14 protein-coding genes are annotated in these 18,643 nt (G+C 35.5%); 7 read left to right on the plus strand and 7 right to left on the minus strand.

Annotation, left to right across the window (positions count from 1 at the left end; all coding sequences use genetic code 11):
* Positions 1 to 3: 3 nt before the first annotated feature.
* The 5 genes from LPC21_RS04305 to LPC21_RS04325 all read right to left on the minus strand — a co-directional run bounded on the left by LPC21_RS04305 (position 4) and on the right by LPC21_RS04325 (position 4,628).
* The gene (locus LPC21_RS04305) at positions 4 to 828 is read right to left on the minus strand and encodes a thymidylate synthase (protein ID WP_229318275.1); all 825 of its coding nucleotides are present in this window, start codon (positions 826 to 828) and stop codon (positions 4 to 6) included.
* Positions 829 to 870: 42 nt separating this feature from the next.
* Positions 871 to 2,160, minus strand: a complete 1,290-nt coding sequence (locus LPC21_RS04310) for a metal-dependent hydrolase family protein (RefSeq protein ID WP_229318276.1) — start codon at positions 2,158 to 2,160, stop codon at positions 871 to 873.
* Between the two features lie 18 nt (positions 2,161 to 2,178).
* A complete protein-coding gene (locus LPC21_RS04315; protein WP_229318277.1) occupies positions 2,179 to 2,799 on the minus strand; it encodes a bifunctional nuclease family protein in 621 nt (206 codons plus the stop codon).
* A 104-nt stretch (positions 2,800 to 2,903) separates the two neighbouring features.
* Complete coding sequence (locus tag LPC21_RS04320) at positions 2,904 to 3,869, minus strand: electron transfer flavoprotein subunit alpha/FixB family protein (RefSeq protein WP_229318278.1); 966 nt, start codon at positions 3,867 to 3,869, stop codon at positions 2,904 to 2,906.
* A gap of 12 nt (positions 3,870 to 3,881) precedes the next feature.
* A complete protein-coding gene (locus LPC21_RS04325; protein ID WP_229318279.1) occupies positions 3,882 to 4,628 on the minus strand; it encodes an electron transfer flavoprotein subunit beta/FixA family protein in 747 nt (248 codons plus the stop codon).
* Positions 4,629 to 4,894: 266 nt separating this feature from the next.
* Here LPC21_RS04325 and LPC21_RS04330 point away from each other — a divergent pair, with 266 nt between their 5' ends.
* The 5 genes from LPC21_RS04330 (at position 4,895) to LPC21_RS04350 (ending at position 12,390) form a co-directional block, all read left to right on the plus strand.
* Positions 4,895 to 5,872, plus strand: a complete 978-nt coding sequence (locus tag LPC21_RS04330) for a pyruvate dehydrogenase complex E1 component subunit beta (protein WP_229318280.1) — start codon at positions 4,895 to 4,897, stop codon at positions 5,870 to 5,872.
* Between the two features lie 90 nt (positions 5,873 to 5,962).
* Complete coding sequence (locus tag LPC21_RS04335) at positions 5,963 to 8,452, plus strand: DUF5686 and carboxypeptidase-like regulatory domain-containing protein (protein ID WP_229318281.1); 2,490 nt, start codon at positions 5,963 to 5,965, stop codon at positions 8,450 to 8,452.
* Positions 8,453 to 8,485: 33 nt separating this feature from the next.
* The gene (locus tag LPC21_RS04340) at positions 8,486 to 9,079 is read left to right on the plus strand and encodes a DNA-3-methyladenine glycosylase family protein (protein ID WP_229318282.1); all 594 of its coding nucleotides are present in this window, start codon (positions 8,486 to 8,488) and stop codon (positions 9,077 to 9,079) included.
* A 114-nt stretch (positions 9,080 to 9,193) separates the two neighbouring features.
* Positions 9,194 to 9,724 (plus strand): inorganic diphosphatase, encoded by a 531-nt coding sequence (locus tag LPC21_RS04345; protein ID WP_229318283.1) that lies wholly within the window; start codon positions 9,194 to 9,196, stop codon positions 9,722 to 9,724.
* A 110-nt stretch (positions 9,725 to 9,834) separates the two neighbouring features.
* A complete protein-coding gene (locus LPC21_RS04350; protein ID WP_229318284.1) occupies positions 9,835 to 12,390 on the plus strand; it encodes a sodium-translocating pyrophosphatase in 2,556 nt (851 codons plus the stop codon).
* Positions 12,391 to 12,458: 68 nt separating this feature from the next.
* On the opposite strand, the gene LPC21_RS04355 is transcribed toward LPC21_RS04350, so the two are convergent.
* Complete coding sequence (locus LPC21_RS04355) at positions 12,459 to 13,073, minus strand: deoxynucleoside kinase (RefSeq protein ID WP_229318285.1); 615 nt, start codon at positions 13,071 to 13,073, stop codon at positions 12,459 to 12,461.
* A 257-nt stretch (positions 13,074 to 13,330) separates the two neighbouring features.
* On the opposite strand from LPC21_RS04355, the gene LPC21_RS04360 reads away from it, so the two are divergent.
* Together LPC21_RS04360 and LPC21_RS04365 are read left to right on the plus strand one after the other, a co-directional pair.
* Entirely contained in the window at positions 13,331 to 14,224 is an 894-nt protein-coding gene (locus LPC21_RS04360; RefSeq protein ID WP_229318286.1) for a GLPGLI family protein, read from the plus strand.
* A gap of 38 nt (positions 14,225 to 14,262) precedes the next feature.
* The gene (locus tag LPC21_RS04365) at positions 14,263 to 16,965 is read left to right on the plus strand and encodes a carboxypeptidase regulatory-like domain-containing protein (protein WP_229318287.1); all 2,703 of its coding nucleotides are present in this window, start codon (positions 14,263 to 14,265) and stop codon (positions 16,963 to 16,965) included.
* 63 nt (positions 16,966 to 17,028) lie between these two features.
* On the opposite strand, the gene metK is transcribed toward LPC21_RS04365, so the two are convergent.
* A complete protein-coding gene (gene metK, locus LPC21_RS04370; protein ID WP_229318288.1) occupies positions 17,029 to 18,279 on the minus strand; it encodes a methionine adenosyltransferase in 1,251 nt (416 codons plus the stop codon).
* Between the last annotated feature and the right edge of the window lie 364 nt (positions 18,280 to 18,643).

Here is an 18,643-nt window from a genome sequence, read left to right on the forward strand (position 1 = left end):
GATTTACACTGCTACACTTCCTCTAATAAGAGGGTGAGGATCATAACCTTCCAAAGTAAAATCATCAAAATCAAAGTCAAAAATATTGGTGATCGCCGGATTTAGAATCATCTTTGGTAATGGTCTAGTTTCTCTAGACAACTGTAATTCTAGTTGTTCAAAGTGGTTGTTGTATATGTGTGCATCACCAAAAGTATGAATGAATTCACCCACACCTAAATCACAAACTTGCGCGATCATCATAGTAAGTAACGCATAAGAAGCTATATTAAATGGAACACCTAAAAATATATCGGCGGAACGTTGGTACAATTGGCACGATAATTTACCATCAGCCACATAAAACTGGAAAAATGCGTGACACGGAGGTAAAGCCGCTTTATTGTTAGCTACATTTTCTTCAAACGATTTTTTGGTGTCTGGAAGTACAGATGGATTCCAAGCAGACACTAACATTCGTCGGCTATTTGGATTTGTTTTTAACTCGGTTATTAGGTCCGAAATTTGATCAATTTCTTCGCTATTCCAATTCCGCCATTGATGACCATAAACAGGTCCCAAATTACCATCGGCATCTGCCCATTCGTCCCAGATTTTTACGCCGTTATCTTGTAAATATTTGATATTGGTATCGCCTTTTAAGAACCAAAGTAATTCATAAATAATGGATTTAAGATGCAATTTTTTGGTAGTCACCATTGGGAATCCTTCGTTCAAATCAAAACGCATTTGGTATCCAAATACACTTTTGGTTCCAGTTCCGGTTCGGTCGCCTTTTTGGCAACCATTTTCCATAACATGTTGCACTAAATCTAAATATTGTTTCATGTGATTGGGTTGAATTATGGTATTTAACTGTTTATGAAAAAATTAAAGGTTTTTATAAATGACCCCGTTTTTCATAACAAATTGAATTTGTTCTAATGTTTTGATATTGTTTAATGGATTTTCGTCTACAGCAATAATGTCAGCAAAAAAGGCAGGTTTGATTTGGCCAATTTCATTTGAAACTCCTAAAAGCATTGCATTAGTTAGCGTAGCAGATTGGATGGCTGCCAAGGCAGGCATACCTGCTTCGACCATATAACCAAATTCTTTTCCGTTTTTCCCATGATCGTATACTCCTGCATCCGTTCCAAAGGCAATTTTAACGCCTTTTTTGTATGCTTTGGCAAATGTAGATTGTATTTGTGGACCAACTTCTTTGGCTTTGGGTACAACAATGTCAGGGTAAAAACCTTCCACTTCTGCTTTAAGAGCTACTTCTTTTCCTGCAGTGATGGTTGGGACCAAATAGGCATCGTATTTTTTCATTAACTCCATAGTTTCTTCACTCATAAAAGTGCCATGTTCTATAGTTTTAATTCCGCCTAAGATAGCTCGTTGCATACCCTCGTCGCCATGCGCGTGTGCTGCGGTAAGCATGTTGTAATCTTTTGCAGTAGTGGTAATGGCTTTAATTTCTTCAATAGAAAATTGAGGATTTTTACCGCTTTTAGCCACACTTAAGACTCCACCGGTTGCTGTAATTTTAATGACATCGGCACCTTCTTTGTATCTTTCACGTACAGCTTTTACTCCGTCTTCTGGAGAATTCACCACCCCTTCATGAGGTCCTGGGTCACCCATTAATTTGCGGTTGCTACCGTTAGTTGGGTCAGCATGTCCTCCAGTAGAAGCAATTGATTTTCCTGCAGTGTAGATGCGGGGTCCTTTGGCAATTCCTTTATTGATGGCATTTCGTAATGCTATATTAACTCCAGTTCCTCCTAAATCACGAACCGTAGTAAATCCAGATAGTAATGTAATTTCGGCAAATCGAGCTGCTTCAAAAGCGACATCTGCCTCGTTGTTAGTGTATTTTGAAGCATAACTTTTTGGATTTTGTTCGCTTTCAATATGAACGTGTAAATCAATTAATCCTGGTAGTATAAATTTATTTTTTAAATCTACTTCAATATCATTTGCATTGGACTTAGCAACAAATCCATCGCTAATTTTTGTTATTTTATTTTTGGAAACAACTATGGTAGCGTTCTTAATTTCCTTTCCAGTTTGTACGTCTAAAATGCTTCCACAATGCAAATAATAGTCTTGTGAAAATCCAATCATGGATTGTAATCCAATAGCTAACGTTATTAGTAATGTATTGATTTTCATATAGTTATTTTTTAAAATTTATCTTTTTGAAATTTCATCTCGTATTTTGGCTGCTTTTTCGTAGTCTTCATTGTCTACTGCCTCTGCCAGTAATTCATTTAACTCTTGAATGGTTTTTGAAGCATAGGTTGATCCTGACTGATTATTTTCAATTTCGTGACCAAAAGTGTCCGGATTTGAAAGGATGGTATCAAGATCACTTTCGTCTTTATTGAGTTCACTAGTGTTGTTTAAGAAAATACCGGCTTTGTCTAATATATTTTTGTAAGTAAATATAGGGGAATTAAAACGCAAAGCCAAAGCAATGGCATCAGAGGTACGAGCATCAATAATTTCTTCGATTTTATCTCTTTCGCAAATGATGCTGGAATAAAATACTCCATCTACCAGTTTATGAATGATTACCTGTTTTACGGTTATGTCAAAACGTTCTGCAAAATTTTTAAATAAGTCATGAGTAAGTGGGCGAGGGGGTTTGATTTCTTTTTCTAAAGCAATGGCTATAGATTGTGCTTCGAACGCTCCAATGACAATGGGTAATTTTTTATCGCCATCTACCTCGTTTAAAATCAAAGCATAGGCTCCGTTTTGGGTTTGGCTGTATGAAATTCCTTTTATTGATAATTTTACTAAACTCATTGAATTGATATAAAAAAATTGGAGTAGGTTTTAAAAAAAACTGCCTTAACGCAAAGATATAAATATCCTTGTTTTAAGGCAGTTTTTTATAAATTAATTTAAAACTACTGTTGTGCTTTGAATGCTTTTAATTTTTCAATCAATTGCGGAACCACTTCAAAAGCATCTCCAACTACCCCATAATCAGCTACTTTGAAAAAAGGCGCTTCGGGATCACTATTGATTACTACTTTTACTTTAGATGAATTCACTCCAGCTATATGTTGTATTGCCCCTGACACCCCAATCGCTATGTATAAATTAGTAGCTACTGGTTTTCCAGTTTGCCCTACGTGTTCTCCGTGAGGTCTCCAGCCTAAATCAGAAACAGGTTTTGAACAAGCTGTTGCTGCACCAAGTACAGACGCTAATTCTTCAATCATTCCCCAGTTTTCTGGCCCTTTTAGACCACGTCCACCCGAAACAACAATATCAGCATCGGCGATAGACACTTTTCCAGAACTTTTTTCTGTAGCAGTTACTTTGACATTAAAATCGGCTGCATCAATCGTTGGATTAAAATCTTCTTCTGTTAGAGAACCGTTGTTTTCAACTAATCCATAGGAGTTTTTGGCTAAGCCAATTACTTTCACATCGGTGGAAATTTCGGTGATATTGAATGCTTTGTTTGAAAAAGCGGTACGTTTTACTTGGAATGGAGTCGTGCTTACAGGAAGTCCAACCACATTTGAAGCAAATCCTGCGTTTAAACCAACTGCTACTAGACCTGATAAATACATACTATCTGTAGTTGAGGAAAGGACAACTACTTTCGAACCTTCTTTTATAGCGGCTTGTTTGATTATATCGGAATAGGCTTTAGCTGAAAATCCTGTTACGGCTTCGTTATTAACTTTTAAGACTTTATCTACTCCGTATTTACCTAATTCAGAAACATCAGCTACGTTGATGGTTACGGCGGTTACTGAAGTTCCAAGACTTTCGGCTACTTTTTTTGCATAAGAAGCCAATTCATAGGCTACTTTTTTAAATTTTCCCTCTGCTGATTCAGCGTATATTAATATAGACATGATGGTACGGTTTTAAATTACTTTTGCTTCGTTGTGTAATAATTGAATTAACTCGTCTAAGTGATCGGCAGCAACCAATTTTACAGCCGACTTAGCTGCCGGTTTTTCAAACTGAACTGCTTTTGAATTTACATTTGCGGCAATTGGTTCTACTACATTAATTACTTTAGTACGGGCAGTCATAATTCCTCTCATGTTGGGAATACGAAGATCTTTTTCTTCAACCAATCCTTTTTGGCTACCTATTATTAGAGGTAAGGATGCGCTCAAGGTTTCTTTACCACCGTCAATTTCGCGAATTGCGATTGCGTTTGTCCCTTCGATAGTTAATCCTGCACAAGAGGTAACAAAATTATATCCTAAAATACCTGCCATCATTCCCGGAACCATTCCGCCATTGTAATCCAATGATTCTTTACCAGCAATGATTAGATCGTAACCACCAGTTTTGATCACTTCGGCTAATTGTTGTGCTACAAAAAAACCATCGGTTGGATTGGCATTGATACGAATCGCTTCATTGGCTCCAATTGCAAGAGCTTTTCGTAGAGTTGGTTCGGTTTCTGGTCCACCAACATTCACAACAGTTACAGTTGCTCCTTGTTGTTCTTGGAACCAAATTGCTCGGGTTAAACCAAATTCGTCATTAGGATTGATTACAAACTGAACTCCGTTTGTGTCAAATTCAGAATCACCATTTACGAAGTTGATTTTTGAAGTAGTATCAGGCACATGGCTGATGCAAACTAATATTTTCATAGGGGGTATATTTATGGATTTCTTAATTGTACCACAAATTTAAAATAATAAATCGGAATATTTACTATGCGCGCATAATATTTTTTTATCATTTTTTGTTTTTATAGCCCGGATAGTAGCGGCATCCTTCCTGTGGTGTCTTCAGCCAGAGGAAGATATAGCGAATAGCCGGAAAAAGCTTCGGATTATTTTAGTAGATTTTATGCTTTTAAGTAATTTAAAATATTTATTTTTGCATTCGAAAAATACAATTACAACATACAACTATGAGAACGATACAATTTAGAGAGGCCATTTGCGAAGCGATGAGTGAAGAAATGCGTCGCGATGAATCCATTTACTTAATGGGAGAAGAGGTTGCTGAATATAATGGTGCTTACAAAGCGTCTAAAGGAATGCTTGCCGAATTTGGTGAGAAAAGAGTAATCGATACACCCATTGCAGAACTTGGTTTTACTGGAATTGCAGTAGGTTCAGCTATGAACGGGAATCGTCCAATTGTAGAATACATGACATTCAATTTCTGTTTAGTAGGGATTGACCAAATTATAAACAACGCAGCCAAAATGCGTCAAATGACAGGAGGACAATTTAATGTGCCGATTGTTTTTAGAGGACCAACTGCTTCTGCAGGACAATTAGGTGCTACCCACTCACAAGCTTTAGAAAACTGGTTTGCTAATACTCCAGGTTTAAAAGTGATTGTACCTTCTAATCCATATGATGCTAAAGGATTATTAAAATCAGCTATTCGTGATGACGATCCAGTGATTTTTATGGAGTCTGAGCAAATGTATGGCGATAAAGGAGAAGTGCCTGATGGTGAATATACAATTCCAATTGGAGTAGCTGACATCAAACGTGAAGGGACTGATGTTACTATTGTTTCTTTTGGGAAAATTATCAAAGAAGCCTATATTGCTGCTGATGAATTAGCTAAAGAAGGGATTTCATGTGAAATTATCGACTTAAGAACGGTTCGTCCAATGGATCATGATGCGATTTTAACTTCGGTTAAAAAGACCAATAGATTAGTAGTTTTAGAAGAAGCTTGGCCATTTTCAAGTGTGTCTTCAGAGATTGCTTATATTGTTCAAGAACGTGCTTTTGATTATTTAGACGCGCCTATCCAACGTATAACTACTGCTGATACACCAGCACCTTATTCTCCAGTATTATTGAAAGAATGGTTGCCAAATTCAGAAGACGTTATTAAAGCCGTAAAAAAAGTATTGAATAAATAAATCAAAATGTTAATTGTTTAAACACAATTACAATATTGATTACCTTTGAATCTTCATCAAATACTATTTGATGAAGATTTTTTTTAGCTTATGAGATTAAAATTTCCCAATCTTTTTTTTGTTGTTTTATTGATGACAGCTCAGTTGCTTTTGGCCCAAACCAAAGTGAGTGGCGTTGTTGTAGATAAAACGAATCAACCCATTCCTTTTGCTACGATTGTGTTTAAAAAAACGAACATTGGTGTTGTAGCCAATGAGGATGGTCGATTTTATATTGAATCACCTCAAAAACAAACGATTTTAGTAGTTTCTTCAGCTGGGTTTTCGGAAAGAGAAATTTTCTTAGAAGATGCTATTTCATATAATTTCAAGGTAAAATTAAACGAAGCAGAATCCTTAAATGAGGTAGTTGTTTTTACTGGAAAAACTTCCAAAAAAAACAATCCAGCTTTGGATATTCTCAGAAAAATATGGGAACGAAAACGCAAAAACGGCTTGTATCAATTTGACCAATATCAAATGGAAAAATATGAAAAGGTCGAATTTGATATGAATACTATCGATAGCGCTTTTATGAAAAACAAAGTGTTCAAAGGAATGGAGTTTGTTTTCCAACATGTTGATACCTCTAAAGTTACTGGAAAAACGTATTTGCCAATTTTTATCAACGAATCCTTGTCGGATGTCTATGGTGACAACCGCCAGAAGAAAGTGAAAGAAAAATTGAAGGCCAATAAAACATCCGGCTTTGAAGGGAACCAACAAATTTTGTCTTTCCTAAAAGATTTGTACAGCGATTATTCAATTTATAACAATCACTTGACGTTTTTTGACAAGAGTTTTACCAGTCCTTTGTCTCGAACAGGAATCGATGTCTATAATTATGTATTAAGAGACAGTGCCTATATTGATAACAAAAAATGCTACAACATTTTGTTTTATCCAAGACGAAAAAACGAGTTGACTTTTAAAGGTGATTTTTGGGTAAACGACACCACCTTTGCCATCAAAAAAATCAATATGGCAGTAACCAAAAGCGCGAACATCAACTGGATTAAGGACATTTATATTGAACAGGAATTTGAGGTTATGAACGACTCGGTTTTCTTGTTGACACGAGATTATATGATGTCGGACTTTGCCTTAAATAAAAAAGAAAACTCTAAAGGAATTTATGGAAAGCGCACTACTTTGTATCGCAATCACGAATTCAATAAAGTCAAACCATTAGCTTTTTATAAAGAAGAAGTCAATTTTATAGACAATGAAGTCTATCAAAAGTCAGACGAATATTGGCATGAAAACCGTTTTGAAAAATTGAATAAAGACGAAGCGGGAGTTTATAAAATGCTCGATACCCTTCAAACGGTCAAAAAGTTCAAACAGATGTACAATTTGGTTTCCATTTTAGGCAGTGGCTATGTCGAGTTCAAGAATTTTGATTACGGACCTATCTTTTCTTCCTTAGGGTTCAATGAAGTAGAAGGTGTTCGCTTACGTGTTGGAGGGAGAACCTATTTTGGTCCAAATGACCCTTGGCGAATTCAAGCTTTTACTGCCTATGGTACGGACGATCATAAATTCAAATATGGACTTTCTGGAAAGTGGATGGTAGATAAGAAAAATAGAATCATTATCTCCGGAGGGAATAGACGCGATATTGAGCAAATTGGCGCAAGCTTAACTACCACAAACGATGTAATGGGACGAAGTTTTGCTTCCTCCGCTTTATTTACTACTGGGAGTAATGGGAAATTGACCAATATAAATTTGTCCAATATAGCAGTTGAAATAGAACCCGTAAAAAACTTAATTTTCCAATTAGGGATTTCGCACCGAACGTTGGTATCGGCCTCACCTACCTTCAGTTTGGATTATTATACAAACGCCTCGAGAACCACTATTCAAAGTGAGGTAAAACAATCGGAAGCAAATATTCAAATAGAATATATGCCCAATCGAAAAACCATTGGTTTTGGTGTAGAAAGAGACGTAGTAGACAATCCCTACAGCCGCTTTTTTATCAACTACAGTCATGGTTTTAAAGGGGTGTTAAATAGTGATTTCAAGTACGAGAAGTTGCAATTATTTTACAAGCAGCCAATTATTATTGGTCCATTGGGGCGAACCAATATTACAATGGAATTAGGTAAAACTTTCGGAACGATTCCATTAGGATTGATGAGTGTGATTCCAGGAAACCAAACCTATTTCACGATCGAAAATACCTTTAGTAATTTGAATTTTTATGAATTCATTAGCGACCAATATGCCACGTTGAAATGGGATCATAACTTTAACGGTAGAATCTTTGCACGCATTCCTTTTATGCGAAAATTAAATTGGCGTGAAATTATTGGGATTAGAGGAGTGTATGGATCTATCTCCAATGCCAATAGAGCTATTAATGCATCTGGATTAGCCTACAATGCACCCGAAAATGGGTATTGGGAATACAGTGCCGGTATTGGTAATATATTTAAAGTATTTCGTATAGATTTTTCTTGGAGAGGCAATTATCTAAATACTCCAGACGCTACTAAGTTTGCTATTAAAGGGGCTTTTGGATTTCATTTTTAATTTCAAAACAAGCCTAGTTTAAATTTTTATTTGATGCAAGAATCAATTCCTTTTTTGTCCCAAAAAGATGAGGTTTTAAAAACTATAATTGCTGATTTTGGTCTCCCAATAATTCAAAAAAGAGAAGAAGGATTTGCCTCCATGTGTCACATTATCTTGGAACAACAAGTTTCTATTGCCTCTGCCAGAGCAGCTTATGAAAAGCTAGTTAATTTGGTTGGCAAAGTAGATCCTTTTACGATATACAATGCCACTGATGAAGCTGTAAGAACTTGTGGCATATCCAGACAAAAAACCCTCTATTTAAAAGATTTAGCCCAAAGAGTTATAAGTAAGGAATTGGATTTCTCTTCACTCCCAATGAAATCAGAACAGCAGATTCGAAATGAATTAATTCAAATCAAAGGAGTTGGCAATTGGAGTATAGATGTTTATTTAATGTTTTGTATGCAATCGCAAGATATTATTCCTCTTGGGGACATCGCTATTAAAAACACCTTAATTGAATTGTATAATTGTCAATCGGATGAAGAAATGCTTGCTATTTCTTCCAATTGGAAACCCTTTCGAACAGTTGCATCCTTTATCATTTGGCATTATTACCTCAAAAAAAGGGGTAAAATTTAAATATTGGCAAATTGATGTTAAAAAAACATTTTTTTATCCCTTAGTTTTATTGTCAAAACGCTATGTTTCCGTACTTTTGCACCAAATTAAAAAAAGAAAAATACAACAATTACAATGACTGCAGACAAATTAAAAACGTTCGATGTCTTAATCGAAATACCAAGAGGAAGTAGAAACAAATACGAATACGATTTTAAAATTAGAAGAATGCGTTTTGACAGAATGTTATTCTCTTCAATGATGTACCCAGCTGATTATGGTTTTATTCCTGAAACTTTAGCCTTAGATGGTGATCCATTAGACGTTTTGGTATTGATCAACGAGCCTACTTTTCCTGGTTGTGTTATGGAAGTAAAACCAATTGGTGTTTTCCATATGGCAGATGATAAAGGACCAGATGAGAAAGTGATTTGCGTACCGGTATCTGATCCAATTTGGAATTCATTAAATGATTTAAGTGATGTAAATCCACACTTAATCAAAGAAATTGAGCATTTTTTCCAAGTGTACAAAGATTTAGAAAACAAACAAGTAGATGTAGAAGGTTGGGGAGACGTGAACGAAGCATTTGCCATCATTAAAGAATGTACGGAACGTTTTGATGCTATTGAAAACAAACCAAAAAACTTATTTAGCATTAAATAATTTTTTTAGTTAATCTTATAAAAAAAGCAATATTCTGTAAAGAGTATTGCTTTTTTGTTTAAATTCGTTCGTTATCAATGAATTATTAATTAAAACCAAAATTATTTTTTATGAATGCATTTATGATTTATTTGCCAATAGTAATGGCGATTATTGGACTTTTGTTCATGGCAGTTAAAAGAGCTTGGGTGCTAAAACAAGACGCTGGAGATGGTAAAATGAAAGAGATTTCAGATTATATTTACGAAGGTGCCTTAGCTTTCCTTAAAGCAGAATATCGATTATTGACTTTCTTCGTGATTGGCGCCAGTGCCGTTTTGGCGGGGATTTCATTTATAGTTCCTACCACACATATATTAATTGTAGTTGCCTTTGTTTTTGGTGCCTTCTTCTCTGCTTTAGCAGGAAATATGGGAATGAAAATTGCCACTAAAACTAATGTTAGAACTACGCAAGCCGCTCGTACTAGTTTGCCTCAAGCCTTGAAAGTTTCTTTTGGTGGTGGAACGGTGATGGGATTGGGAGTTGCTGGTTTGGCTGTTTTAGGATTGACAGGTTTCTTTATTATTTTCTTCCAAATTTTTATGAATGGTGCTTGGACTTCGTCAGAAGACATGACCAAAGTATTAGAAACATTAGCTGGATTTTCATTAGGTGCTGAGTCAATTGCTTTGTTTGCCCGTGTGGGTGGTGGTATTTATACCAAAGCAGCCGATGTAGGAGCTGATTTAGTGGGTAAAGTAGAAGCAGGTATTCCAGAAGATGATCCGCGTAACCCAGCCACTATTGCTGATAACGTAGGAGATAATGTGGGTGACGTTGCCGGAATGGGAGCCGATTTATTTGGTTCGTATGTGGCAACCGTATTAGCGGCTATGGTTCTTGGAAATTATGTGATTAAAGATATGGGTGGTAAAATCGAAGATGCTTTTGGCGGAATCGGACCGATTTTATTACCGATGGCTATTGCTGGTTTCGGAATTTTATTCTCAATCATCGGAACGATGTTAGTAAAAATTTCTAGTGATGATGCAAAAGAAGCACAAGTACAAAAAGCATTGAACATTGGAAACTGGGTTTCTATTGTATTGACTTTAGTAGCTTGTTATTTCTTAGTACAATATATGTTGCCTGCTACCATGAAAATGGAATTCTACGGTGAAGGATTGAAAGATATCTCGTCTATGCGTGTTTTCTATGCTACTATTGTAGGTTTGATTGTGGGTGGAGCTATTTCATCTGTAACCGAATATTATACAGGACTAGGAACAAAACCAGTATTGGCAATTGTTCAAAAATCGTCTACAGGTGCTGGAACTAATGTTATCGCAGGTTTGGCTACAGGAATGATTTCTACGTTTCCAACAGTAATTTTGTTTGCTGCCGCAATTTGGTCTTCGTATGCTTTTGCAGGTTTCTACGGGGTTGCTTTAGCAGCTTCGGCTATGATGGCTACAACTGCAATGCAATTAGCAATTGATGCTTTCGGTCCTATTTCTGACAATGCAGGAGGTATTGCTGAAATGAGTGAATTACCAAAAGAGGTGCGTACTCGTACCGACATTTTGGATTCAGTAGGTAATACTACAGCTGCAACTGGAAAAGGATTTGCGATTGCTTCTGCAGCCTTAACTTCTTTAGCATTGTTTGCTGCTTATGTAACTTTTACAGGAATTGACGGAATCAATATTTTCAAAGCACCCGTTTTAGCAATGTTATTCGTTGGAGGGATGATTCCAGTAGTATTCTCTGCTTTGGCAATGAACTCTGTTGGTAAAGCAGCGATGGATATGGTATATGAAGTGCGTCGTCAGTTCAAAGAAATTCCAGGAATCATGGAAGGAACAGGTAAGCCAGAATATGGTAAATGTGTTGAAATTTCGACTAAAGCGGCTTTACGCGAAATGATGTTGCCAGGAATTTTAACGATTGGTTTCCCAATTGCGATTGTTCTTTTAGGAAAATTAGTTTATGGTGATAATAACCAATTAATCGCTGAAATGTTAGGTGGTTATATGGCAGGGGTAACAGTTTCGGGTGTGCTTTGGGCTGTGTTCCAAAACAACGCTGGTGGCGCTTGGGACAATGCTAAAAAATCATTTGAAGCTGGTGTTGAAATCAATGGCGAAATGACGTATAAAGGTTCAGATGCGCACAAAGCTGCGGTAACTGGAGATACTGTTGGTGATCCGTTTAAAGATACTTCAGGACCGTCAATGAACATTTTAATTAAATTAACTTGTTTGATTGGATTGGTAATTGCGCCAATCTTAGGAGAAGGAAGTGCCACTCAAAAAGAAATGACCTGTACTATTGAGATGAAATCTTCTTCTGAAGCCGGTATGATGGGTAATTGTGATATGAGCAAATGTGCTACTATGACTAAAGACGAATGTGCTAAAATGTGCGACAGTCTAAAATGTACTCCTGAGCAAAAAGAAATGTGTTTATCTCATTATGATGCGAATGGTAAATACATCGCTAAAGAAGAAAAAGCATGTTGTGCCAAAAAAGGAGAAGCTAAAAAGCAAGTAAATGTTCAAATGAGCAATGATAATGGAAAAGCAAAAGCGACAGTAACTATTTCTGAAAATGGAAAAGAAACTGTTCAAGTTTTTGAAGGAACTGAAGCTGAGGTGAAAGCTAAAGTAGAAGCGATTAAATAATTTCCTTTTATATAAAAAGAAAATGCCTCAAGAAATTGAGGCATTTTTTTATGGATCTAATTTTCAGTCTAAAACAAACCGTTGATTTCGGCATCAATTCGGTTGATGATATTTCCTAAATCTTCTGGATTATCTACAAAATTGATATTGTCTACATCAATGATTAATAATTTACCCCTGTCATAGGTATGAATCCAAGCTTCATAGCGTTCGTTCAAACGACTCAAATAATCAATAGAAATAGAATTTTCATATTCACGACCACGTTTGTGAATTTGGCCTACTAAATTCGGAATAGAACTACGCAAGTAAATTAATAAATCAGGTGCTTTTACCAAAGATTCCATCAATTCAAAAAGAGAAGAGTAATTTTGGAAATCGCGATTGGTCATCAAGCCCATAGCATGTAAGTTAGGAGCAAAAATGTGCGCGTCTTCGTAAATCGTTCTGTCTTGAATGATTCTTTTTCCGCTTTCGCGAATTTGCATTACCTGACGAAATCGACTGTTCAAGAAGTAAATTTGTAAGTTGAATGACCAACGTTCCATTTGGTGATAGAAATCATCCAAATACGGGTTGTCGACTACGTCTTCAAAATGAGGTTCCCATTTGAAATGTTTGGCTAATAAATTGGTCAAGGTGGTTTTTCCCGAACCTATGTTTCCTGCTACTGCTATATGCATTACGGTAGTGTGATTTTATTATTGATAAATTCTAAAAGGGTAAAAATAGATAAAAATTAGTGTTTGTAATACATTTTTCGGAATGATTTATTCACAATCGAAAAATGAAATAGTGGCTTTATTTTATTTCTATTTTTAAATTAATTGCATCGATACCAACTGATTTGGAATGCCTCTGACTAAGTCATTTAACATTTTATTGGTACAAAATTCAAATTCTTTCGTCATATTTGCCTTTTAATTATAATTTGAACTTCATGAAAAAAGCGATTTTACTTTTATTATTTGTATTAATTTATACTAATTCACAAGCACAAAAAGATTTTCAAGGTATGGCCGTATACGAGTCAAAAACCAGTATGGCCGACTTCAAAGTTCGTATGGAAGGGAATAAAAATATTAATCCTGAAATGCAAAAAATGATGGAAGAGCGAATGAAAAAAATGTTTGAGAAAACATTCATTTTAAATTTTGATAAATCAGCCTCCATCTATAAAGAAGAAGAAAAATTAGATGCAAACCCACAAGGTGGCGGATTCAGAATGATGAGTTCCATGACTGGTGGCGGCGGTACTTTTTATAAAAATGTAAAAGACAAAACCTACACAGTGGATAAGGAATTCATGGGGAAAGAATTTTTAGTAAAAGATTCACTAGCGAGTTTGAATTGGAAAATGGAGGCTGAAACTCGTGTAATTGGCGGGTATACTTGTTACAAAGCTACAGCAGTAAAGGAAGCAAGTAAAACAGATTTTAGAAATTTCCGTCCGAAAAAAGAAGAAGAACCTAAAAAGGACGCAGATAAACCTGCTGAAGCAAAGAAAACGAACTTCATGGATGCCGTTGAACTGCCTAAAGAAATTACAATTACAGCTTGGTATACACCTGAAATTCCGGTTAATCAAGGGCCTGAAGGTTATTGGGGTTTGCCTGGATTAATTTTAGAAGTAAATGATGGGAAAACCATTATTTTGTGTTCCAAAGTAATTTTAAATCCAAAAGAAAAAGCGGAAATAAAGCCTTCTTCTAAAGGGAAAGTGGTCGGCCAAAAAGAATACGACGAAACCGTAATGAAAAAAATGGAAGAATTTAGAGAAATGAATCAAGGTCGTGGCGATCGAGGTGGAATGCAAATTCGAATCGGGCAATAAAACCACAATAAAACCACAATAAAATCAAATGGTATCCAATGAAAAAAATAATTCTGTTGATTGCTTTTTTAACAATGACTTTTGTGAATGCTCAAAATATTCGCTTTGAAGGAATTGTTCTTGATAATGCAAAAGCGCCACTAGAAATGGCCAATGTAATGGCGGTTAATCAAACCTCTAAAACAATGGATTCCTATGCTATTACTAGCGACAAAGGTAAGTTTGTTTTGAACTTGAAAGCCAATACGTCGTATTCGATAAAACTGAGTTATATTGGGATGCAAAATAAAGAAATCTCAGTTAGCACAAAATCAGAAAACATCGTTCAGAATATTACTATGGAATCGGGCGGTATTGAATTAGCCGGTGTCGAAATTGTTCGCGAAATGCCGGTTTCTATTAAAGGTGATACTATTGTCTACAATGCAGATTCTTTCAAATCGGGTACCGAACGCAAGTTGGAAGATGTACTTAAAAAATTGCCTGGTGTTGAAATTAATGCAGATGGAGAAGTAGAAGTAGAAGGTAAAAAAGTCTCCAAATTGATGGTAGACGGAAAAGATTTTTTCAAAGGAGACACCAAATTAGGGGTAAAAAATATCCCAGCAGATGCTATTTATAAAGTACAATTTCTTCGCAATTATAATGAAAATTCGATCCTGAAAGGAGTAGAAAACAACCAAGATAATGTGGCCATGAATATCAAATTGAAATCAGGGAAAAAGAATTTCTGGTTTGGTGATATCGCTGCTGCTGGAGGATTGAATGATACCAAACGTTACTTGGTCAATCCCAAATTATTTTATTACAATCCGGAGTATAGTATCAACCTGATTACTAATTTCAATAATATAGGCGAATTGCCTTTGACGGTTCAAGATTATTTTAAATTCACAGGGGGATTTAGAAGTATGATGGCAAAAGGGGGTAGTAGTTTCAATGTATCTTCAAATGATTTGGGTATTTCTTTAATGCGAAACAATAGAGCGAAAGAAATCGAGACACAATTTGGCGCTGCCAATTTTTCATATAATGTGACCAAAGCTTGGACCTTGAGTGGTTTTGGAATTGTGTTGAATTCTAATTCCGATTTGGAAACTAAATCGACAGTGAATATCTTGAATCCTACTTCCAATCAGATTGCTTCTACAGAGAAAAGAACGGAGATTTCCAACCAAAGAAGTAATTTAGGATTGTTTAAATTGGGTTCTATTTACAAACCTAGTTCCCGATTGCAATTGGATTATGATATTTTGGCTAAAGTTTCAAAACAAGATGAAACGAGTACTTTATCACGTCAATCGATTGTTAATTCCCTTTCGAATTCGGAAACTATATTTACCGAAAAAAATCAAGATCCAACATCATTGAATCAAAATTTGAGTGCTTATTTTACGCAAAGTGAAAAGAATGTTTTTGCCTTAGAAATGCAGCATTTGTACCAAGACGAAAATCCATTTTACAATGCTAATTTGCAATCGCAACCCTTTAGTTTAACTGGATATTTGAATGGGCAAAATAGGAATGATTTAACCCAAAACCGTTTTGTACAGACCAATAAAGTAGATGCTAAACTAGATTACTATTATATGGTAACCCCAAAAAGTAATATTAATATTACCATGGGAAATACCATTTCGAATCAGAATTTTGATTCCTCAATTTTTCAAATTTTAGATGGTGGGGCTGTCAATAATTTGTCAGATTCAAGAAATAAAAACAATGTAAATTATAAATTTAATGATGCTTTTTTGGGATTCCATTACAAAGTATTGACCGGTAAATTTACTTTTACACCTGGTGTAAGTTTCCATGCTTACGATATGACTAATACCCAATTGGGCACTAGTTTCAATCAGAATTTCTTTAGGATATTACCCGATTTTGTAGCCATTTACCAAATGAAAAAGGCCGAAACCTTGACCTATAATTTTGGATACACTAATAGTTTTACGGATATCAATAGACTGGCAGAAGGATTTGTTTTTAATAATTACAACAGTTTGTCTAAAGGAAGTCGAACGCTGGAAAACGCTACTCAACAAACTCATTCGTTGCGTTATTTCAAATACAATATGTTTAATCTAGAAAATATTTCGGCTAATCTAAGTTATTCTAAAACCGTGGATGCCATTAAAACGCAGTCAGTTTTTAATGGGGTAAATCAAACATCAGCACCGTATAATTCAGATTTTGCTGATGAAACTGCTTCTGCTTTTGCCATGTATGGCCGTTCTTTTTTTAAGAATTATAAAGCCTCTTTGAACACCCGTTTGGCTTGGTCAAAATTCAATAATATTCAAAATGCTACGCTTACGGTTAGAGAAAGCTTCACGCAATCGCATACGATTACCGCTTCTACAAATTACAAGAACTTACCTAATTTAGAACTGGGGTATTCGTTGACTGTAAATGACTATAACAACACTAAATTTTATACAGACAAACCTTTTGTCAAGTTGGATTATTACTTTTTGAAAAGTTTCTCTTTTGTGTCTGAATACGAATTTTACCATTATTACAACGGCGATAAAACGGTAAATAACGAGTATGATTTTCTTTCGGCCAGTTTGATTTATCAAAAAACAAAAGAAAGTAAGATGGAATATAAAATTGCAGCAACTAATTTATTGAATACTACTTCGTTAAATGATGATAGTTTTTCTCAATTTTCTACAAGAACTTCGCAATATATTGTTCAGCCTAGATACATTATTTTTAGTTTGAAGTATAATTTATAGTCTACATATACAAAAAAACCACGCCAATGGCGTGGTTTTTTTTATCTATAAAAAGCAAATAAATTACAATTTAAAAGCTGTTTTAACTGCGTCTACAAAATCTAATTTTTCCCAAGTAAATAAATCTACAGTCACGGTTTTCGTTAATCCGCCAGGAGCTGAGAAGATTTTAGTTACCGTTTCTGGTGTACGTCCCATATGTCCGTAAGCTGCTGTTTCACTATAGATAGGATTTCTCAATTTCAAACGTTGCTCAATGAAGTACGGACGCATATCAAAAATACCTTCCACTACTTTACTGATTTCTCCATCTGTCAAACTTACTTTTGAAGTTCCGTATGTATTTACATTGATTGATGTTGGTTTTGCCACACCAATAGCATAAGACACTTGTACCAAAACTTCGTCACACAATCCTGCTGCTACTAAATTTTTAGCAATATGACGGGTTGCATACGCTGCAGAACGGTCTACTTTTGACGGATCTTTTCCAGAGAAAGCACCACCACCGTGAGCGCCTTTTCCACCATAGGTATCCACAATGATTTTTCTTCCTGTCAAACCAGTATCTCCGTGAGGTCCTCCAATAACGAATTTTCCTGTTGGGTTGATGTGATAAGTAATATTATCATTGAATAAATGTGCATATTGTGGGTATTTCGCTTTAATACGCGGAATCAAAATGCTCACTAAATCCGATTTGATTTTAGCCAACATCGCCGCTTCTTGATCAAAATCGTCATGTTGCGTAGAGATTACAATGGCGTCAATTCGAACCGGTTTGTTGTCATCTGAATATTCAAGAGTTACCTGCGATTTAGCATCTGGGCGCAAGTATTTGATTTCGTTGTTCTCTCTTCTTAAGTTAGCCAACTCGATCAAAATCGCATGCGATAAATCCAAAGCCAAAGGCATGTAGTTCTCCGTCTCATTAGTAGCATAACCAAACATCATTCCTTGGTCACCCGCTCCTTGTTCTTCTTTACTTGCTCTATCTACTCCTTGATTGATATCAGCTGATTGTTCGTGAATTGCTGAAAGAATTCCACAAGAATTCGCTTCAAACATATACTCACTTTTGGTGTAACCAATTTTCTTGATTACATCACGAGCGATTTGTTGTACATCTAGGTAGGTATTGGATTTTACCTCACCCGCCAAGATCACCTGACCGGTTGTTACCAAGGTTTCACAAGCTACTTTTGAATCGGCATCAAATGCCAAAAAATTATCGATTAATGCATCGGAGATTTGATCAGCCACTTTGTCTGGATGTCCTTCACTCACAGATTCTGACGTAAATAAATAAGCCATAATAATTTAATTTAGTTTTAAATTAAGCGAGGAAAAATGGTGTTGCTACGAAATGCTAAAGGGAAATTCCTGCTTTAGCATTTTTTAACGAGGTTGCAATCAGTTCAAATTTTTCCTCTGAAATTAGAGCGCAAAGTTATAAAACGATTTTGAATTCCAAATTAAACTTTTCATTTTTTTTTGTTGCAAAAAGGCGTTTTGGTTTCGGTTTCTTCAAAAAACGAGGCTTTTAGCTCCTTTTTATTGCATTATTTCTTTGTTCTTATTATATTGTAATCAAATAATCGTTCGCAAATAGAGAAAATCAAATGCCCTGTATTCGAATTTTGTCCAATTATGCAGAAACGAAATTTGGTTCTTTAAG

Source organism: Flavobacterium ammoniigenes, from assembly GCF_020886055.1.
Lineage (GTDB): Bacteria > Bacteroidota > Bacteroidia > Flavobacteriales > Flavobacteriaceae > Flavobacterium > Flavobacterium ammoniigenes.

Coding starts and splice junctions, on each gene's coding strand:
- LPC21_RS04320 (WP_229318278.1), bottom strand. CDS start 3,869: ATGTCTATATTAATATACGCTGAATCAGCAGAGGGAAAATTTAAAAAA.
- LPC21_RS04315 (WP_229318277.1), bottom strand. CDS start 2,799: ATGAGTTTAGTAAAATTATCAATAAAAGGAATTTCATACAGCCAAACC.
- LPC21_RS04310 (WP_229318276.1), bottom strand. CDS start 2,160: ATGAAAATCAATACATTACTAATAACGTTAGCTATTGGATTACAATCC.
- LPC21_RS04350 (WP_229318284.1), top strand. CDS start 9,835: ATGAATGCATTTATGATTTATTTGCCAATAGTAATGGCGATTATTGGA.
- LPC21_RS04340 (WP_229318282.1), top strand. CDS start 8,486: ATGCAAGAATCAATTCCTTTTTTGTCCCAAAAAGATGAGGTTTTAAAA.
- LPC21_RS04335 (WP_229318281.1), top strand. CDS start 5,963: ATGAGATTAAAATTTCCCAATCTTTTTTTTGTTGTTTTATTGATGACA.
- metK (WP_229318288.1), bottom strand. CDS start 18,279: ATGGCTTATTTATTTACGTCAGAATCTGTGAGTGAAGGACATCCAGAC.
- LPC21_RS04360 (WP_229318286.1), top strand. CDS start 13,331: ATGAAAAAAGCGATTTTACTTTTATTATTTGTATTAATTTATACTAAT.
- LPC21_RS04365 (WP_229318287.1), top strand. CDS start 14,263: ATGAAAAAAATAATTCTGTTGATTGCTTTTTTAACAATGACTTTTGTG.
- LPC21_RS04325 (WP_229318279.1), bottom strand. CDS start 4,628: ATGAAAATATTAGTTTGCATCAGCCATGTGCCTGATACTACTTCAAAA.
- LPC21_RS04305 (WP_229318275.1), bottom strand. CDS start 828: ATGAAACAATATTTAGATTTAGTGCAACATGTTATGGAAAATGGTTGC.
- LPC21_RS04345 (WP_229318283.1), top strand. CDS start 9,194: ATGACTGCAGACAAATTAAAAACGTTCGATGTCTTAATCGAAATACCA.
- LPC21_RS04330 (WP_229318280.1), top strand. CDS start 4,895: ATGAGAACGATACAATTTAGAGAGGCCATTTGCGAAGCGATGAGTGAA.
- LPC21_RS04355 (WP_229318285.1), bottom strand. CDS start 13,073: ATGCATATAGCAGTAGCAGGAAACATAGGTTCGGGAAAAACCACCTTG.